This window comes from Mesorhizobium sp. WSM3224 (assembly GCF_000427725.1).
Classification (GTDB): Bacteria; Pseudomonadota; Alphaproteobacteria; order Rhizobiales; family Rhizobiaceae; genus Mesorhizobium.
This window is the reverse complement of sequence record NZ_ATYO01000010.1, coordinates 94472-111142: the sequence shown is the minus strand read 5'-3', so window position 1 is coordinate 111142 and position 16671 is coordinate 94472. Positions and strand designations below refer to the sequence as shown.

16 protein-coding genes are annotated in these 16671 nt (G+C 64.6%); 11 read left to right on the top strand and 5 right to left on the bottom strand.

The annotated features are described in order from the left end of the window. Positions 1-2 precede the first annotated feature (2 nt). Together YU3_RS0118590 and pobA are read left to right on the top strand one after the other, a co-directional pair. On the top strand, positions 3-1055 hold the full coding sequence (locus tag YU3_RS0118590) for a 3-carboxy-cis,cis-muconate cycloisomerase (protein WP_027167675.1): 1053 nt from the start codon (positions 3-5) through the stop codon (positions 1053-1055). After that, positions 1055-2227 carry a 4-hydroxybenzoate 3-monooxygenase gene (gene pobA / locus YU3_RS0118585; protein WP_027167674.1) on the top strand — a complete coding sequence of 391 codons (1173 nt, stop codon included), beginning with the start codon at positions 1055-1057 and terminating at the stop codon, positions 2225-2227. The genes YU3_RS0118590 and pobA overlap by 1 nt, the downstream gene beginning before the upstream one ends. Positions 2228-2350: 123 nt before the next feature. Here pobA and YU3_RS0118580 read toward each other — a convergent pair whose 3' ends face one another. The 4 genes from YU3_RS0118580 to YU3_RS0118565 form a co-directional block, all read right to left on the bottom strand. After that, the gene (locus tag YU3_RS0118580; protein ID WP_027167673.1) at positions 2351-2788 is read right to left on the bottom strand and encodes a VOC family protein; all 438 of its coding nucleotides are present in this window, start codon (positions 2786-2788) and stop codon (positions 2351-2353) included. Between the two features lie 91 nt (positions 2789-2879). Next, entirely contained in the window at positions 2880-4085 is a 1206-nt protein-coding gene (pcaF, locus tag YU3_RS0118575; protein WP_027167672.1) for a 3-oxoadipyl-CoA thiolase, read from the bottom strand. Continuing rightward, positions 4086-4886, bottom strand: a complete 801-nt coding sequence (locus tag YU3_RS0118570) for a CoA-transferase subunit beta (protein ID WP_027167671.1) — start codon at positions 4884-4886, stop codon at positions 4086-4088. Next, on the bottom strand, positions 4883-5740 hold the full coding sequence (locus YU3_RS0118565) for a CoA transferase subunit A (protein WP_027167670.1): 858 nt from the start codon (positions 5738-5740) through the stop codon (positions 4883-4885). Before YU3_RS0118565 ends, YU3_RS0118570 begins: the two co-directional genes overlap by 4 nt. A 92-nt stretch (positions 5741-5832) precedes the next feature. Here YU3_RS0118565 and YU3_RS0118560 point away from each other — a divergent pair, with 92 nt between their 5' ends. The 8 genes from YU3_RS0118560 to YU3_RS0118525 all read left to right on the top strand — a co-directional run bounded on the left by YU3_RS0118560 (position 5833) and on the right by YU3_RS0118525 (position 13583). Then, on the top strand, positions 5833-6615 hold the full coding sequence (locus tag YU3_RS0118560) for an IclR family transcriptional regulator C-terminal domain-containing protein (RefSeq protein WP_027167669.1): 783 nt from the start codon (positions 5833-5835) through the stop codon (positions 6613-6615). Positions 6616-6999: 384 nt separating this feature from the next. After that, the gene (locus YU3_RS0118555; protein WP_027167668.1) at positions 7000-7725 is read left to right on the top strand and encodes a GntR family transcriptional regulator; all 726 of its coding nucleotides are present in this window, start codon (positions 7000-7002) and stop codon (positions 7723-7725) included. 29 nt (positions 7726-7754) lie between these two features. After that, complete coding sequence (locus YU3_RS0118550; protein ID WP_156913511.1) at positions 7755-8759, top strand: ADP-ribosylglycohydrolase family protein; 1005 nt, start codon at positions 7755-7757, stop codon at positions 8757-8759. Then, positions 8756-9730, top strand: a complete 975-nt coding sequence (locus tag YU3_RS0118545) for a PfkB family carbohydrate kinase (RefSeq protein ID WP_027167666.1) — start codon at positions 8756-8758, stop codon at positions 9728-9730. Before YU3_RS0118550 ends, YU3_RS0118545 begins: the two co-directional genes overlap by 4 nt. A 39-nt stretch (positions 9731-9769) precedes the next feature. Next, complete coding sequence (locus YU3_RS0118540) at positions 9770-10834, top strand: ABC transporter substrate-binding protein (RefSeq protein ID WP_027167665.1); 1065 nt, start codon at positions 9770-9772, stop codon at positions 10832-10834. Positions 10835-10861: 27 nt separating this feature from the next. Next, positions 10862-11731 carry an ABC transporter permease gene (locus tag YU3_RS0118535; RefSeq protein WP_027167664.1) on the top strand — a complete coding sequence of 290 codons (870 nt, stop codon included), beginning with the start codon at positions 10862-10864 and terminating at the stop codon, positions 11729-11731. Next, entirely contained in the window at positions 11731-12519 is a 789-nt protein-coding gene (locus YU3_RS0118530; RefSeq protein ID WP_027167663.1) for an ABC transporter permease, read from the top strand. The genes YU3_RS0118535 and YU3_RS0118530 overlap by 1 nt, the downstream gene beginning before the upstream one ends. Continuing rightward, positions 12519-13583 (top strand): ABC transporter ATP-binding protein, encoded by a 1065-nt coding sequence (locus tag YU3_RS0118525; RefSeq protein WP_027167662.1) that lies wholly within the window; start codon positions 12519-12521, stop codon positions 13581-13583. The genes YU3_RS0118530 and YU3_RS0118525 overlap by 1 nt, the downstream gene beginning before the upstream one ends. Before the next feature lie 33 nt (positions 13584-13616). Here YU3_RS0118525 and YU3_RS0118520 read toward each other — a convergent pair whose 3' ends face one another. Further along, positions 13617-14645, bottom strand: coding sequence for a LacI family DNA-binding transcriptional regulator (locus YU3_RS0118520; RefSeq protein ID WP_027167661.1), 1029 nt, complete (start codon positions 14643-14645; stop codon positions 13617-13619). Between the two features lie 352 nt (positions 14646-14997). Here YU3_RS0118520 and YU3_RS0118515 point away from each other — a divergent pair, with 352 nt between their 5' ends. Then, positions 14998-16611, top strand: coding sequence for an extracellular solute-binding protein (locus YU3_RS0118515; RefSeq protein WP_027167660.1), 1614 nt, complete (start codon positions 14998-15000; stop codon positions 16609-16611). The last annotated feature ends 60 nt before the right edge of the window (positions 16612-16671 follow it).

Sequence of the window (16671 nt, the reverse complement as noted above, 5' to 3'; positions counted from 1 at the left end):
ATATGACCGTATCGCCTTTCGATCATCCGCTGCTTTCCGGCCTGCTCGGCGACGAGGAGGCGGCGAGGCATTTTTCGGTGGAAGCCGACATCGATGCGATGCTCACCTTCGAGCGGGCGCTGGCGGAGGCGGAAGCGGAGCGCGGCGTGATCCCTCGTGATGCCGAAGCGGCGATCATCGAGGCGCTGGCGTCGTTCCGGCCGGACACGGCGAAGCTGCGCGCCGGGGTAACCAAGGATGGCGTCGTGGTGCCGGAGCTGGTGCGCCAGATCAAGGCGATCGTCGGCGAGCAGTATCGCGAATTCGTTCATTTCGGCGCGACCAGCCAGGATGCCTTCGACACGTCGTTGGTCCTGCGCCTGCGGGAGGCAGTCGAGCATATCGGGCTGCTGCTCAGTGAAAACATCGTGCGTCTCACGGGGCTCGAAGAGGAGTTCGGGGGTAGAACGCTGATGGCGATGACGCGCATGCAGCCGGCAATCCCGATCACTGCGGCGGACCGCATCGTGTCCTGGCGCGCGCCGCTCGGACGTCATCAGGAACGTTTGAAAGAGCTCTCCGTCCGGTTGCTGGCGGTGCAGTTCGGCGGTGCCGCCGGCACGCTGGAAAAGCTCGGCGACAGCGCGGCGGCCGTACGCGCGGCGCTCGCCGCCAAACTCGGTCTTGCCGACGCGCCGCAATGGCACAGCCAGCGCGATGCGCTTGCCGAGTTCGCCGGCTGGCTGTCGCTCGTCACCGGCGGCCTCGGTAAATTCGGTCAGGATGTCGCGCTGATGGCGCACGCTGGAATCGACATCGAGCTGTCCGGCGGTGGCGGCTCGTCGGCCATGCCGCACAAGCAGAACCCGGTGAAGGCGGAAGCACTGGTGGCGCTCGCGCGCTTCAACGCCGTGCAGCTTTCCGGCATGCACCAGGCGCTGGTGCATGAGCAGGAGCGCTCGGGTGCGGCCTGGACGCTGGAGTGGCTGATCCTGCCGCAGATGGTCGTTGCGACAGCCTGCGCGCTCAGGCTTGCCGCTGAGCTGGCCGCGCAGATCGAGAGCCTCGGCCACTGATGCACGCGCAGGTCCTCATCGTCGGATCAGGCCCGTCCGGTCTGCTGCTCGGCCAGCTGCTTGCCTCCATCGGTGTCGAGACAATCATCCTCGAACGATCCAGCCGGGAACATGTGCTCGGGCGCGTTCGCGCGGGCGTGCTCGAACAGGGCACGGTCGACCTGCTCGGCGAAGCCGGCGCTGCGGACAGGCTGCATGCCCAGGGCCTGCAGCATGCGGGCATCTCGCTCGCCTTCGACGGCCGCGCGCATCGCATCGATATGACCGCGCTCACCGGCGGCAAGCATGTCACCGTCTATGGCCAGACCGAAGTGACGCTCGATCTGATGCAGAAGCGCGAAGCCTCCGGGCTCGTGACCGTTTTCGAAACGTCGAGTGTCGAGTTGCATGATTTCGACGGAGCCACGCCCTTCGTCACCTACGACAAGGACGGCGCCACGCATCGCATCGATTGCGACTTCATCGCCGGCTGCGACGGCTATCACGGCGTCAGCCGCCGATCGGTGCCGGCGGGCGCGCTGAAGACTTTCGAGCGGCAGTATCCGTTCGGCTGGCTGGGCGTGCTGGCCGAGGTGCCACCGGCCGACCGTGAGCTGGTCTATGCCAATCACGAACGGGGCTTTGCGCTGTGCTCGATGCGCTCGCCGCAGCGCAGCCGCTACTATGTGCAGGTTCCCGCCGACGAGCGCGTCGAGGCCTGGTCCGACGACCGCTTCTGGGACGAGTTGCGTCGCCGCCTGCCGCCGCAGACGGCGGCGGCCGTCACCACCGGGCCATCGTTTGAGAAGTCGATCGCGCCGCTGCGCTCCTTCGTCGCCGAGCCGATGCGCTTCGGCCGGCTGTTCCTTGTCGGCGATGCCGGCCATATCGTGCCGCCGACCGGCGCCAAAGGGCTCAACCTCGCTGCCAGCGACGTGCGCTATCTGTTTGCCGGGCTTCGCGAATTCTATCGCGAGAAATCAGACACCGGCCTCGACGCCTACTCGGCCAAGGCGCTGGCGCGTGTCTGGAAAGCGGTGCGCTTTTCGTGGTGGATGACGACGATGCTGCACCGTTTTCCGGAGACGGGCGAGTTCGGCCAGCGCATCCAGGAAGCCGAGTTGGATTACCTCGTGCATTCGAAAGCCGCGTCGACCGCGCTGGCGGAAAATTACGTCGGGCTGCCTTACTAGAGCAATTCCAGGAAAAGTGTGAGCGGTTTTCCGTCCGGAATTGCGTCAAAACAAAGAGATAGAGCGGTTCGCCGTTTCCGTGAAACGGTGAAACGCTTTAGATTGGGGTGCGTGGTCTTGCGCTCAGCTGAGTTCCTGGGCGAGTCCGATGAGGAGCCCTTCAGGCCCGCGGATGTAGCAGAGCCGATATGCGTCTTGATACCGGACCACTTCGCCCACGAGCTGCGCGCCGTGCTTGCGGAGCCTTTCGAGCGTCTCGTCGATGTCGTCCACGGTGAACATCACGCGGAGGTAGCCTAGCGCATTCACGGGGGCGTTGCGGTGATCCGCGACGACAGGCGGCCTGAGGAAGCGCGATAGCTCGAGCCGGCTGTGGCCGTCCGGCGTGCGCATCATGGCAATCTCGACGTGCTGGTCGCCCAGTCCAGTGACACGTCCGGCCCATTCTCCTTCGATCGTGGCCCGCCCTTCGAGCTCGAGGCCGAGCTCGCGAAAGAAATCGATCGCCTCTGCGAGGTCGTCGACGACGATTCCTACATTGTCCATCCGTTTGAGCGCCATGCGCCCAACCTACAAGGTGCCGTCAAGTCTAACAACGGCATTTCCGACTTGGGCCTCAATCTCGGCGCATCCTGGCGTTCGCCTGTCGATCTCAAACCCGCTCCAGCGCGATGGCAATGCCCTGGCCGACGCCGATGCACATGGTGGCCAAGGCCAGCTTGCCGCGGCGCTCGCGCAGCTCGAGCGCCGCCGTGCCGGTGATGCGCGCGCCGGACATGCCGAGCGGGTGTCCGAGCGCGATGGCGCCGCCATTGGGGTTGATATGCTCCGCATTCTCGGAAATTCCGAGCTGGCGGAGCACGGCAATGCCTTGGGAGGCGAAAGCTTCGTTCAATTCGATGACATCGAATAGCTCGGGTGTCAGACCGAGACGCGCGCAGAGCTTCTTCGTGGCCGGTGCCGGGCCGATGCCCATGATGCGCGGCGACACACCGGCGACGGCGCCGCCGAGGATGCGGGCGATCGGCGTCAGGCCATGCTTCTTCGCCGCCGCTTCCGAGGCGACGATCAGCGCTGCGGAACCGTCATTGACGCCCGACGCATTGCCTGCAGTCACCGTGCCGCCCTGGCGGAACGGAGTCGGCAATTTGGCCAGCGTCTCGATGGTCGTTCCGGCACGAGGATGCTCGTCTTTCGAGACAATGATTGCATCGCCCTTCTTCTGCGGGATGGTCACCGGCGTGATTTCCTTCGCCAGCCGGCCATTGGCCTGCGCGGCCACCGCCTTGTCCTGGCTGCGGACGGCGAAAGCGTCTTGGTCGGCTCTGCTGACGGAAAAATCCTCGGCGACGTTCTCGCCGGTCTCCGGCATGGAATCGACGCCATATTGCTTCTTCATCAGCGGGTTGATGAAACGCCAGCCGATGGTGGTGTCGTAGATCTCGGCATTACGCGAGAAAGCGGTGTCGGCCTTCGGCATGACGAAGGGCGCACGGCTCATCGATTCGATGCCGCCGGCGATCATCAGCTCGGCTTCGCCCGATTTGATGGCGCGCGCGGCGATGGTGACGGCATCCATGCCCGAGCCGCACAGACGATTGACTGTCGAGCCAGGGATGTCCTGGGGAAGGCCGGCAAGCAGCAGGGCCATGCGCGCGACGTTGCGGTTGTCCTCGCCTGCCTGGTTGGCGCAGCCATAGACGACGTCATCGACGGCGGCCCAGTCGACGCCCCGATTGCGCTCCAAGAGCGCTCTCAACGGGATGGCGCCGAGATCGTCGGCGCGCACGGAAGACAGCGAACCGCCAAAGCGACCGATCGGGGTACGGATGTAATCGCAGATGAAGGCTTCGGTCATTTATGCTTTCCCCTTGGCGATACCCGCATGCGCCGCCTTGGTGCGGGCCTGCAGGTCGCGCAATGTCTTCAGCTCGAGTTCCGTCGGCGCCGGCGTCTCGTCAAGGGCCTCCGCGAACTTGACCGTCCAGCCACAGGTTTCCTGCACCTGCTCACGGGTGACGCCAGGATGCAGCGACACGACGGTGAATTCCTTGGTCACCGGGTCCGGCTTCCAGATGGCGAGGTCGGTGATCAGAAGTGTCGGGCCGGCCGTGTCGATGCCGAGGCGCTCGCGGTGGTCGCTGCCCTCGCCATGGCCGAAGGAGGTGAAGAAGTCGATCTTCTCGACCATGCCGCGCTTCGACTGGGCCATGGTGATGTAGACCTGCCTGGACGAGGTGGCAATTTCCGGCGCGCCGCCACCGCCGGGCAGCCGCGTCTTGGGATGCGCATAGTCGCCGATGACCGTGGTGTTGATGTTGCCGAATTTGTCGAGCTGGGCGGCGCCCAGGAAGCCGATCGAGATGCGGCCGCCCTGCAGCCAGTAGCGGAACATTTCCGGCACCGCGACGGTGGTCACCGCCGTCTCGCACAATTCGCCGTCGCCGATAGACAGCGGCAGGACGTCGGGCGCGGTGCCGATGGTGCCGCTCTCGTAGATCAGCGTGATGTCGGGCGCATGGGTCAGCCGCGCAACATTGCAGGCGGCCGATGGCGCGCCGATGCCGACGAAGCAGACGTCGTCGCTTTTCAACGCGCGGCTGGCGGCAATCGTCATCATCTCGTTCGGGGTGAAACCCGGATCGTCAGCGTCGCTCATGCGGCTTTCCTCAGATGCTCGACGCGGCCGGCAAAGTCGTCGGCGCTGCTCTCAATGACGTTCTTCTTAATCCACGCCTGGAAGCGGTCGCGGTCCGCGGCGATCTCATCCCATTCGAGATAGGCAGCGTTGTCGCGCTCGTAATAGCCATGCGTGTAGGAGGGGTGCGAGCCGCCCGGAACGACCGAGATCGCCGCGATCGTCCAGCTTGGCAGCACGGTGAGGTTGGGGTGGAGGTCATCGAAATTGTCGACCACTTCCTCGACCGTCACGACAGCGCGCCTGGCCGCCAGCACGGCCTCCTTCTGGATGCCGATAATGCCCTCGACCAGCACGTTGCCTTTGCGGTCCGCCTTCTGCGCGTGGATGAAGGTGACGTCCGGGCGGATCGCCGGGACGGCGGCCAGCACTTCGCCGGTGAACGGGCAAGTGACGGATTTGATGTTCGGATTGACCGCGGCAAGACCGGCGCCGCGATAGCCGCGAAACACTGCGCATGGCAGGCCGGCGGCACCCGCCTCATAAGCATTGGCCATGCCGGCGTGGCTATGCTCTTCCACGTCTATCAATCGCGGAAAACCGTTCTCGATCGCGTCGCGGGCGCGCCTGAGCAGACCGACGCCCGGGTTGCCGACATAGGAGAAGACGATCTTCTTCGCCATGCCCAAGCCGATCATCTGGTCGTAGATCAGGTCGGGCGTCATGCGGATCAGCGTTAGGTCGCGAAAGCCCTGGCGGATCGCTTCATGCGCGGCGGCGGTCGGGATCAGATGGGTAAAGCCCTCGAAGGCGACCGTATCGCCGTCATGGAGATTCTCCGCGACCGCCTCTTTCAGCGACAGGAACTTGACCATCTCCAGGCTCCGTAGACTAAGAAAGTTCGCATTGCGAACATATGTTTTATATGGGATACTTCTTAATCTGGCCTGAACTTGGAGTCAACTTGATGGAAGCGGTCGCGGAAGAAGAGACCGGCTCGCGCGACCATGTCGGTTCGTTGGAGCGCGGCCTGGCAGTGATGGAAGTCCTCGCCCGCCATCCGTCCGGCATGACGCTGACCGAGATGGCGGAGGAGGCGGGTCTGACCCGCGCGGGCGCCCGGCGCTTTCTGCTGACATTGGTTGCCACAGGCTACGCGACCCAATCCGGCCGGCTGTTTTCGCTGTCGCCACGTCTTTTGACTGTAGCACGGACCTGGCTCGGCGGTGCATCGCTCTGGACCTTCGCGGCGCCCATCATGCGCGAGGTGGCTGGGAAATTCGACGAGGCCTGCAACGCGGCGGTGCTGTCGGGCGAGGATGTCGTCTACGTCGCGCGTATTCCCGGACGGCGCATCTTGAGCGTGGCGCTCGATGTCGGCACGAGACTGCCGGCCTATTGCACGTCGATGGGACGGGTGCTGCTTTCGGGTCTGGCGGCGGATGAATTGAAGACCTTCCTGGCGCAAGCGACCATCGACCGGCGCACGCCGAAGACGATCACCGGCCGCGCCGCGCTCGGCAAGGCCATCGACAAGGCGAGGGCGGACGGCTTTGCCATCGTCGACGAGGAACTGGAACTTGGTCTGCGCTCGATCGCGGTGCCGATCGTCGATCGCGCCGGCCGCACCGTCGCGGCGATCAATATCTCGACCCAATCGGCGCGGTTCTCGGTCGAGGCGATGGAGCGCGACATCCTGCCGGTGCTGCGGAAGGCCAAGCAGCGCGTCGAGGAATTCTTCTTCGTTTGAGTGGTCGGCCAATTGTCTGAGTTGGCCATCATTGCTGCCGATCACCTATCTCAGTGGTAATCAAAACAATCGGATATGACAGCGCCAGCCCCCTCTCCGTCTCGGCTTCGCCGAGCCACCTCTCCCCCATTTCATGGGGGCGAGGAAACGCCAATCTCTGAGGCTGCGACCTTAAAAAGCTTGAGTTCCTCGCCCCCACAAAGTGGGGGAGAGGTGGCTCGGCGAAGCCGAGACGGAGAGGGGGGCACCCTATGCGACTGCTCCGCAGCGCGTAGAAAAAGGCAGGGTGAGAGGCAGCTTGATGGTGGAAAGGAATCCCGTTGACCTGGTGTCAAAACTCCAATATTGAACAGGACTATACAGGTTCATTGAACAGGTATTGATATGGCCCGTCGCGTGATGCAGCTTACTCCCGGCACGGGCAAGCCCGAGCAGATCGCGACGGTTCTGGAGCATGAGATACGCTCCGGCCTGCTCGGCTTCGGCGACCGCCTGCAGAGCGAAAACGAGCTCGTCCAGCGCTTCTCCGTCAGCCGCAACACAGTCCGCAAGGGGCTCGAAGAACTGTCGAGCCGGGGGCTCATCACCACCAAGGTCGGCATCGGCTCCTTCGTGACCTTCGACGGCAAGCCGGTCGATGATGCGATCGGCTGGTCGCGCGCGCTTGCCAATGCGGGCGCCAATGCTGAGACCCGCACGTTGCGGCTGGAAATCATCGAGGACGCGGAACTGGCGGCCAGGCTCGGGGTCGAGAGTTCGTCCTTCATCGCCGTCGACCGCGCTCGCACCAATGCCGACGACGGCCATGCCATCTCGATCGAGCGCAGCCGCCTGCCGCTGTCACCCGAGTTGGAGGACATACCGCTGCGCGGCTTGCGCGAAGGCACGCTTCACCAGACGCTGCGCGGAGCAGGGCTTGTTCCCGACCACGGCGAAGAGTGGGTCGACATCGAGATGCTGAGCGCCGCCGATGCCGCGATCCTCGGCTGCGCGCCCGGCACGCCGTTCCTGCGCACGCGACGCCTGACACGCGCCGCCGACGGCCGCGCCATCGAATTCGTCACCAGCCTGCTCAACCCAGCGCATTTCGCGCTGCATCTGGAGTTCTGAGCGTGGCCGAGGAGGCGAGTGATAGGGCGATGGGTGCGCTGATTGGCGGGGCGCTTGGCGACGCGCTGGGCATGCCGACGCAGCTTCTGTCGCCGGCCCGCATCGCAGAGCTCTACGGCCACGTCGCGGATTTCGTCGCGCCTGCCGCCGATCACCCGGTGTCGAAGGGGCTGCCGGCCGGCGCGATCACCGACGACACAGAGCAGGCGCTGCTGCTCGGCCGCATCCTCGTGGAATCCGGAGAGCGTTTCGATCATGCGCGCTGGGTCAACGCGCTGCTCGACTGGGAGCGCGACGTCAAGGCACGCGGCAGCTACGACCTGCTCGGACCGTCGACCAAGCGTGCCATCGACGCCATCAACAGCGGCGTGCCGGCCGAGGAGGCCGGGCGTGGCGGCGACACCAATGGCGCGGCGATGCGCATCGCGCCGGTCGGCATCATGATGCCGCCGGAGCCACTCGCAGCCCTTGTCGCCAAAGTGGCGGAAACCTGCCGGGCCACGCACAACACCTCGATAGCCATCGCATCGGCCGCCGCAGTCGCTGCCGCGGTCAGTCTCGGTGTCTCGGGTGGCGACTGGCGGGCCGCATCCGGCCATGCAGTCATGGCGGCAAGACTTGGCGCCGCGCTCGGCCATTGGGTCACCGGCGGCGACATTGCCGCGCGCATTGTCTGGGCGCAGGAGCTCGTTCGCGGCAAGACGGAGAAAGAAGCAATCAAGCTGATTATCGACCTGGTCGGCACCGGCGTCGCCAGCCAGGAATCGGTGCCGGCGGCATTCGCCGTGCTGGAGGTCGCGCAAGGCGATGCATGGCGGGCCGCCGTCATTGCGGCCAATCTCGGAGGCGACACCGATACGATCGGCGCCATCGCCGCCGGCATGGCGGGGGCCTGTTCAGGTCTATCGTGCCTGCCACAGGACCGCATCGCGAGGCTGCAGGGCATCGACCTCGCCGAGGTTCGCGCGCTGGCTGCTGATCTGGTCGCGGCACGCGACTCCAAGTCCGGCCCAGGCAAGGAGGACGCCGCATGAGTGGTCGGCTCGTCCATGTCGGCAGCGCCGTGGTCGACTATGTCTACCGTATCGATGCCTTGCCGGCGGCCGGCACGGAAAAGACCGCGACAACTTACGCGCGGGTCGCCGGCGGCGGCTTCAACATGATGGTCGCGGCAAGCCGCACCTGCATGAAGGTGGTGTTCGGCGGCCAGCTCGGCACCGGGCCGGACGGCGACTTCCTGCGCGCCGCTTTGGCGACCGAAGGCATCGAGACGCTGACCCCGCCATCGCCTTTGATGGACAGCGGCAACTGCGTCGCGATGATCAGCAGCGACGCCGAACGCACCTTTGTCTCCTGGCCGGGCGCCGAGAGCGTGCTCACGCCGGACATGATGGCGCCTGTCCAAGTCGTTGCGGGGGACTGGGTTTTCGCCTCGGGCTACACACTGAGCTACCCTGGCAGCCGTGATGTGCTCGCCGCCTGGATCGAGGCGCTGCCGGCCGACATTCCTTTCGTCTTCGACCCTACACCGGTGATCGCCGACATTCCGCGGCCGATCCTGGACAGGGTGCTGGCGCGCACGACCTGGCTGAGCTGCAACACCAACGAGGCCGCCGAAATCGCCGGCGCGGGCGATGCCCAGACCGTCGCTATCCGATTGCTTGCCGAGCATTGCCCCAAGGCCGAAGGCGTCGTCATCCGCGCCGGCGCGCGCGGCTGCCTTGTGCGCATTGCCGATGGCGGCACCCGCGCGGTGCCCGGTTTCGACGTCGAAGCCGTCGACACGAACGGGGCCGGCGACACGCATATCGGCGCCTTCGTCCGCGGCCTTTCGCGCGGTCTGCGCCCTTGCGACGCGGCACGCTATGCCAATGCGGCTGCCGCGCTTTCGGTTACCCGCCATGGCGGATCCTCGGCGCCGACCGACACGGAAATCCAGGAATTCCTGAGCCGGCACGGCCAAGCAACGACCGCGCATGGCCGGGAGGAGGCGACTGCGACTTAACAAGCCCATCAACCGGGCAAACAATGAGAGGAACAAAACATGCGCATGCCCAGACTGACCGCTTTCGTGGCGGCGACCGCCGTCTTCGTCTCAGCCTTCACGCCGGCAGCACAAGCAGCCGAGGAAGTGCATGTGCTCAACTGGAAGGGCTACGGCGCCGACGAGCCTTGGGCGGTCGCCAATTTCGAGAAGGCGAGCGGCTTCAAGGTGGTCAACGACTTCTTCAATTCCGAACAGGAGATGCTGACCAAGATCCGCACCAATCCCGGCCTCTACGACGTCGTCATGATCAATGCCGCCTTCAACGACCAGGCGATGGCCGGCAAGCTGATCCAGCCGATCGATGTCTCGAAGCTCTCCAATTATGCCGACATCGCCAAGGACAAGGCCGGCTCGCCGATGCTCAACCATGACGGCAAGGTCTATGGCGTGCCGTGGGTCTGGGGCCTGACTGCCCTTGCCATCAACGACAAGTCCTTCGACAAGCCGCCGACAAGTATCGCCGAAATGTGGGACCCGGCGCATAAGGGCCGTGTCATCATCCGTGACGACGCCGTCGAGGCGGTGCAGTTCGGCGCGCTCGCATCGGGACAGAACATCAACGACATCAAGGACATGGACGCGGTCAAGGCGAAGCTCACCTCGCTGATGCCGCAGATCAAGACCTTCTGGAGCTCGGAGAACGACTGGAACCAGATGGTCGCCTCCAATCAGATCGACATCGGCACCTATTGGAGCGGCTCGGCCGATCGCGCCAAGACGCATTTCAAGCTGCCGGTCTCGCTGGTCATCCCGCAGGAAGGCTCGGTTGCCTGGCTTGACGCCTTCTCGATTCCCGTCGGCTCCAAGAACGTCGCCGGCGCCGAGGCCTTCATCAACTACATGATCGACCCGAAGTTCTATGTCGAATGGGTCACCAAGGTGGGCGCACCGGTTTCGGCCAATATCAAGGCGGTCGATGCCCTGCCGGAGGACGCCTTCAACCGCAAGGTCATGGGCAGCCCCGAGGTCGCCAAGCGCATCCAGTTCCAGGCGCCGATCACCGACGATCAGCGCGAGAAGTATCTTGCGCTGTGGCAGGAGCTGAAGGTCAACGTGAAGTAGCAGGTGTCTTCGGGACGAGAGGCAAAAATGGCTGACCAGCTTGCGGTCGCTTCGCGGCGCGGACTACGGCCGGCCCTGCCGCTTCTGCTTCCAGCCTATCTGTGGCTGACGGTGGCGATCTTCCTGCCGCTGTCGGCCATGGTCTTTTTCTCCTTCATGACCGACCTGCCGCTGGCCGGGAAGGAATGGGCCTTCACGCTCGGCAATTACGCTGCTTTCTTTTCGCAAAGCATCTATTCGACACTGCTGCTCGCATCGCTGCGGCTTGGCCTCGAGGTCACGCTGTGGTGCGTCGTCATCGGCTATCCGGCGGCCTATGTGCTGGCCAAGGTGCTCAAAGGGCGCAGCCGCGAGGCGATCTTCCTGCTTGTCATCCTGCCCTTCTGGTCGAACGGACTGGTGCGCATCTTCTCCTGGGCCATGGTGCTGCGCGAGGGCGGCATCCTCGACACCGCGCTCAACGCCGTGCTGCCGTTCAAGATCAACATCGACCTGATGTATTCCTATCCGGCGGTCATCATCGGCCTGGTGCACTCCTATGTGCCCTACATGGTGCTGACCTGCTACCTGACGCTGCAGGCCATCGACGACTCGCTGATCGAGGCCGGGCGCTCGCTCGGCGCCTCGCGGCGGCAAGTGCTGTGGCGGGTGATCATTCCGCTGTCGATGCCGGGTCTGATCGCGGGTGCGGCGCTGATCTTCGTGCCGGTCGTCGGCTCCTTCATGGAGCCGCGCATCCTCGGCGGCCGCACTGGCACCTTCTACGGCACCGTCATCGAGGACCAGTTCGTCGCCGTCTTCAACTGGCCGCTGGGTGCGGCGCTCTCCTTCATCCTGCTCGCCGTCGTGCTGATCATCCTGGCGCTGGCTGCGCCGGTCCTGCGGAGGGCCGGTTGATGGCGACGACGCGCATCCTCGAATGGCTCGGGCGCTTCTACATCGTGCTGCTGCTCAGCTTCCTCTACCTGCCGATCGTCATCATGGCGGCGATGTCGTTCAATGCTTCGCCCTTCTACCAGCTGCCGTTCGAGTGGACGACGGACTGGTATTCATCGCTCTGGCAGAACGACCAGCTGATCGTTGCGACCTGGAACAGCATCGAGATCGCCGTCATCACAACGATCATCTCAACGATGCTGGGCTCGATGGCGTCGCTGGCGCTTTACCGCTACGAATTCCGCGGCAAGAGGTTCCTGCAGGCGCTGCTCTTCCCGCCGATCGCCATTCCGTGGCTGATCACGGGCACGGCGATGCTGATCTTCTTCTTCGGCGTCGGCATCGGCCGCGGGCTTGTCGCCATCCTGCTCGGCCATGTCGCGCTGGCGCTGCCTTACGTGATCGTCGTCGTCTCCGCCCGGCTGCAGACCTTCGCGCCGGAGCTGGAAGAAGCGGCGCGCTCGCTCGGCGCCAACCAGTGGCAGGTGACCATGCGTGTGACCTTGCCCTGGATCATGCCCGGCGTGATTGCCGGCGGGCTGTTCGCCTTCGCGGTATCGTTCGACCAGTTCGTCGTCTCGTATTTCCTGTCGACGCCCGGCCAGACGACGCTTCCGGTCGAAATCTATGCCGCGATCCGCAAGGGTTTCACGCCCGAGATCAACGCGGTCTCGACAATCATCATCGTGGTGTCGATGGCACTGATGCTGCTCACGGCACGCTTCTTCAAATTCGGCGGAGAAAAATAATGGCAGGCGTCCAGGTGGCGAACGTCTCCCGCAGCTTCGGCGCCCACAAGGCGCTGGACGACGTGTCGATCGATTTCGCCGATGGCGGTTTCTACGCACTGCTCGGGCCGTCGGGCAGCGGCAAGACCACACTGCTCAGGCAGATCGCCGGCTTCGACTTTCCCGACGCCGGCCGGATCGCCATCGGCGGCGAAAGCGTCGAGCGCGTGCCGGTCGAGAAGCGCTGCATCGGCATGGTGTTCCAGAACTACGCGCTGTTTCCCAATATGAGCGTCGCCGACAATGTCGCCTTCGGCCTTTCGGTGCGCGGTGAGCCGAAGGCGGCGATCGCAGCGGAAGTGCAGCGCGCGCTCGACCTCGTCCAGCTTGGCAAGCTCGGCGGGCGCCGGCCGCATCAGCTCTCCGGCGGCCAGCGCCAGCGCGTGGCCTTGGCGCGCGCCATCGTCACCAAGCCGCGCGTGCTCTTGCTCGACGAACCGCTCGGCGCGCTCGACAAGGCGCTGCGCGTCGATATGCAGATCGAGCTGAAGCGCATCCAGCGCGAGATCGGCATCACCACCATCTTCGTCACCCACGACCAGGAAGAGGCGCTGACGATGAGCGACCGCATCGGCATCCTGCGCGACGGCAGGCTGGTGCAGGAAGGGCCGCCGGAAGAGATCTACGACCGGCCGCAAAGCGAGTTCGCTGCGACCTTTCTCGGCGACGCCAATATCTTTCGTGGCGACGCGACCGGCAACGGGATCATGCTGCAGGATGGCACGACGATCAATGCCGCCTCAGGTGCATCGGTACCGGCCGGCGCCAAGGCGAGCTGCGCCGTTCGGCCGGAGCGCATCCAGATTTCGACAGGCGCGGCAAAGCCCGGTTCAGCCGATGCCAACACGCTGAAAGGGCAGGTCTCGAAACGCATCTTCGCCGGCAACAGCAGCACCTATTTTGTCGATCGCGATGGGCAGACGCTGAAGGTAATCGTGCAGAACACCGGCGCCGAAAGATTGGTCGAAGGCCAGGACGTGGTGTTGCGCTGGTCGCCGGACAGCACGGTGCTGATCGGGGTCTGAGGCCACCGATCCTCGGAGCCGAGCCGAGATCGCTCAAATCTCCGGGATGCTCTCGCGGAAGATGACCTGCAGCCGCGGCTGGTGGAGCTCGTAGGGCAGTCTCCGGACCGCGTGGGTCAGAGTGTTCAGCGCCTCTCTGGCCTCGACGCGCGGGTTCTGGTCGATCACCGCATCCAGCGTGCCGTCAAGCAGAAGTTCCTTCGTGCCATCCGTCACCTCATGGCCGAGGAAGATGATCTCCTTCGCGCGTCCGCGCTCCCTCAGCGCGCGAGCGATGCCGGTGTTGCCGGCGCCGACATTGTAGATGGCGGCGAGATCGGGGTGGCGCTCGAGCAGCGCGGAGGCTTCCGAATAGGCCTTCTCGCGGTCGTCGAGCATTTCGCGCATCTCGACGATCTCGAGATTGGGAGATTCCTCGGCGAGAATGTGGCGAAAGCCCATCTCGCGCTCCTCATGGCCGCGATAGGCGAGCGAGCCGGCGAACAGCGCGACCTTGCCCGGGCGGCCGGCGCCCATGAAGCGGTTGAGCAAATAGCCCGCAAGCCGCCCAGCAGCGCGGTTGTCGATGCCGATATAGGCGACCCTGGGCACGTGCAGGATGTCGGAGGCGATGGTGACGACCTTGATGTCGCTGGCCGACAGCGAGCGGATCGCCTCGCGTACCGTCGGATGGTCCAGCGCGATGACGCCGACGCCTTGCGTCTGGCCATGCAGGTCCTGCAGCAGGCGGGCGAGCCGGTCGGGGTTGAAACCTTCGATGGTCGTCACGCGGACATCCAGATCGGGCCGCGCCAACGCCTGCGCCTCGATATGCCGGTGCAGTAGCTTGATGAAGGAGTTGGTGCCGGCCGGCAGCGCGAAGTCGAGCCTGATCGTCTGGCCCGGCACGGCTCGCGGCGGCGCGCCGTTGGGCGTTTCGGCTATGTAGCCCAGGCGTTGCGCCATCTCGATGACGATCTCGCGCGTGCGGGCCCGCACCCCCGGCCGGTTGTTGAGCACACGGTCGACCGTGGCCGGAGAAACGCCGGCTTCCCGGGCTATGTCTGTCAGGGTTGACCGCACGTCGAGCACCTCATCGCAAGCATCAAAATCACGCAGCTTCCAATCCGTTTCGGAAAACCGCTCAGCCGCAGCAGCGATTCTGATGTGAAATGATGTAACCGCCCTTGGCCCGCACGCAAGCCGGCGCGTTACATAGGGCAAAGAAGGTCGGGGAAAGTCGGCCGGATCGACACAAAAGTCCCTCAAATCCAAGCAGTGGGTGCGACGTGGGAAGCTCGGTGAACTGCATTTTCTCCCTCATTTGCGATCTTATGACGTGTTTTGAGTATTTATGATGTTGACAGGCTTCACGCACTGTCGTCAATATCCCTCACGAGGGCCATGGAGGAACAGGCCCCGAGGGAGGAATTCGATGTCTCAATTGATCCGCATGTCGCGGCGCCGCCTGCTGGCGTCCGGAGGAAAGGCCGCGGTGTTCGTCGCCGCGACTGGTATTGCACCGCAGTTCATTCGTCCCGGCCGCGCCTTCGCGGCGGATGCGCTGGCGCCCGGCATGATCGGCGGGCCGACCGGCTTCGACGGCGCCGAGCGCTACCAGTATGGCCCCGACACGCCGGAAGGGCGCGCTATCGAGGCGGCCAAGGCCTTGAAGGCGGCCGGCAAGGCGCCGGCAAAGATCGTCCTCGGCCTGTCCGACGGTTCGATCGGCCAGTTGACCAAGCCTTTCCCGGCCGGCGCGCCTTCGATCAAGGACCTGTGGGAGAAGGAAACCGGCATCCAGATCGAGATCGTCGGCCTGCCGAACGGCCAGGAATTCACCAAGACGATGCAGGACATCTCCACCAAAGGTGGGGCCTACGACATCTACTCGACCGAGTGGAACCGCCTCGGCGATCTCGCCGAAACCGGCGGCATCGCCAAGCTCGACGACTTCGTCGCCCAGCACAGGCCGGAATGGGACGACCCGAAGCAGGGCTACGTCAACGGCGCCAAGGGCGTGTCGCTGCTCAACCAGTATCGCGGCTCGACCTATGGCGTGTCGCTCGACGGCGACTTCCAGACCTGGGTCTACCGCACGGACCTGTTCGGCGATGCCGCCGAGCAAAAGGCCTTCAAGGACAAATACGGTTACGACCTTGCGCCGCCAAAGACCTGGAAGCAGCACGGCGAGGTCGCGGCCTTTTTTCAGCGGCCAGACAAGGGCCTGTTCGGCTCGACCGACCTGCGCAACCAGGGCTGGGGCTACACCAACTGGTACCAGCGCTATGTCTCGATGGCGTCGCCCAACCAGTTCCTGTTCGGCGACGACGGCAAGCCGCTGATCAATTCCGAGCAAGGCATCGCGGCGACCAAGGAATACATCGATTCCCTGGCGCATCATTCGCCCGACGCGATTTCGTGGGGCTGGCCGGAGCAGTATGGCAATTTCGCCAAGGGCGGTGCGGCGATGACCTGCGCCTTTTCCAACTTGCCGAAATTCCTCGACAATGCCGGCAACAAGGATTCCGCCGTCACCGGCAAGATCGGCTCAATGCTGCCGCCGGGACGCGAGGTCGACGGCAAGCTAATCAGCCGCTCCGTCCTGTGGTTCTCGCTGACTGGCATGGTGTCGTCGCAGTCGAAGAATCCGGAAACCGCATACCTGTTGCTGCAGTGGCTCGGCTCGGCCCGGATCTATGCCTGGATGAGCGCGAACCCCGGCGGCTATCTCGATCCGTTCCGGCTCTCGGACTTTGCTGATCCGCTGGTCCGCCAGACCTACCATGCCTACCACATGGACGTGGTGCGCGAGACGGTGGCGCGCACGGTGCCGACGATCAACTATCCCGGCGCCACCGCCTTCCACAACGCGCTCGACGAGAACCTGATGGCCTCCCTGACCAAGGCCAAGACGCCCGAGCAGGCGATGGCCGACACCGAGCGCGAGTGGAAAAAGATCGCGCGGCGCATCGGCGAAGACAAGCTCAACGAAGCCATCAAAACCAACAAGGAGGCCTGGCCGACCGTTCTCGATCCGATCAGCTGATCCGTCTCCCTGGATCAAAAAAGGAGGGGAGGGGCGACTGCTCCTCCCCTTCGCCAGCAG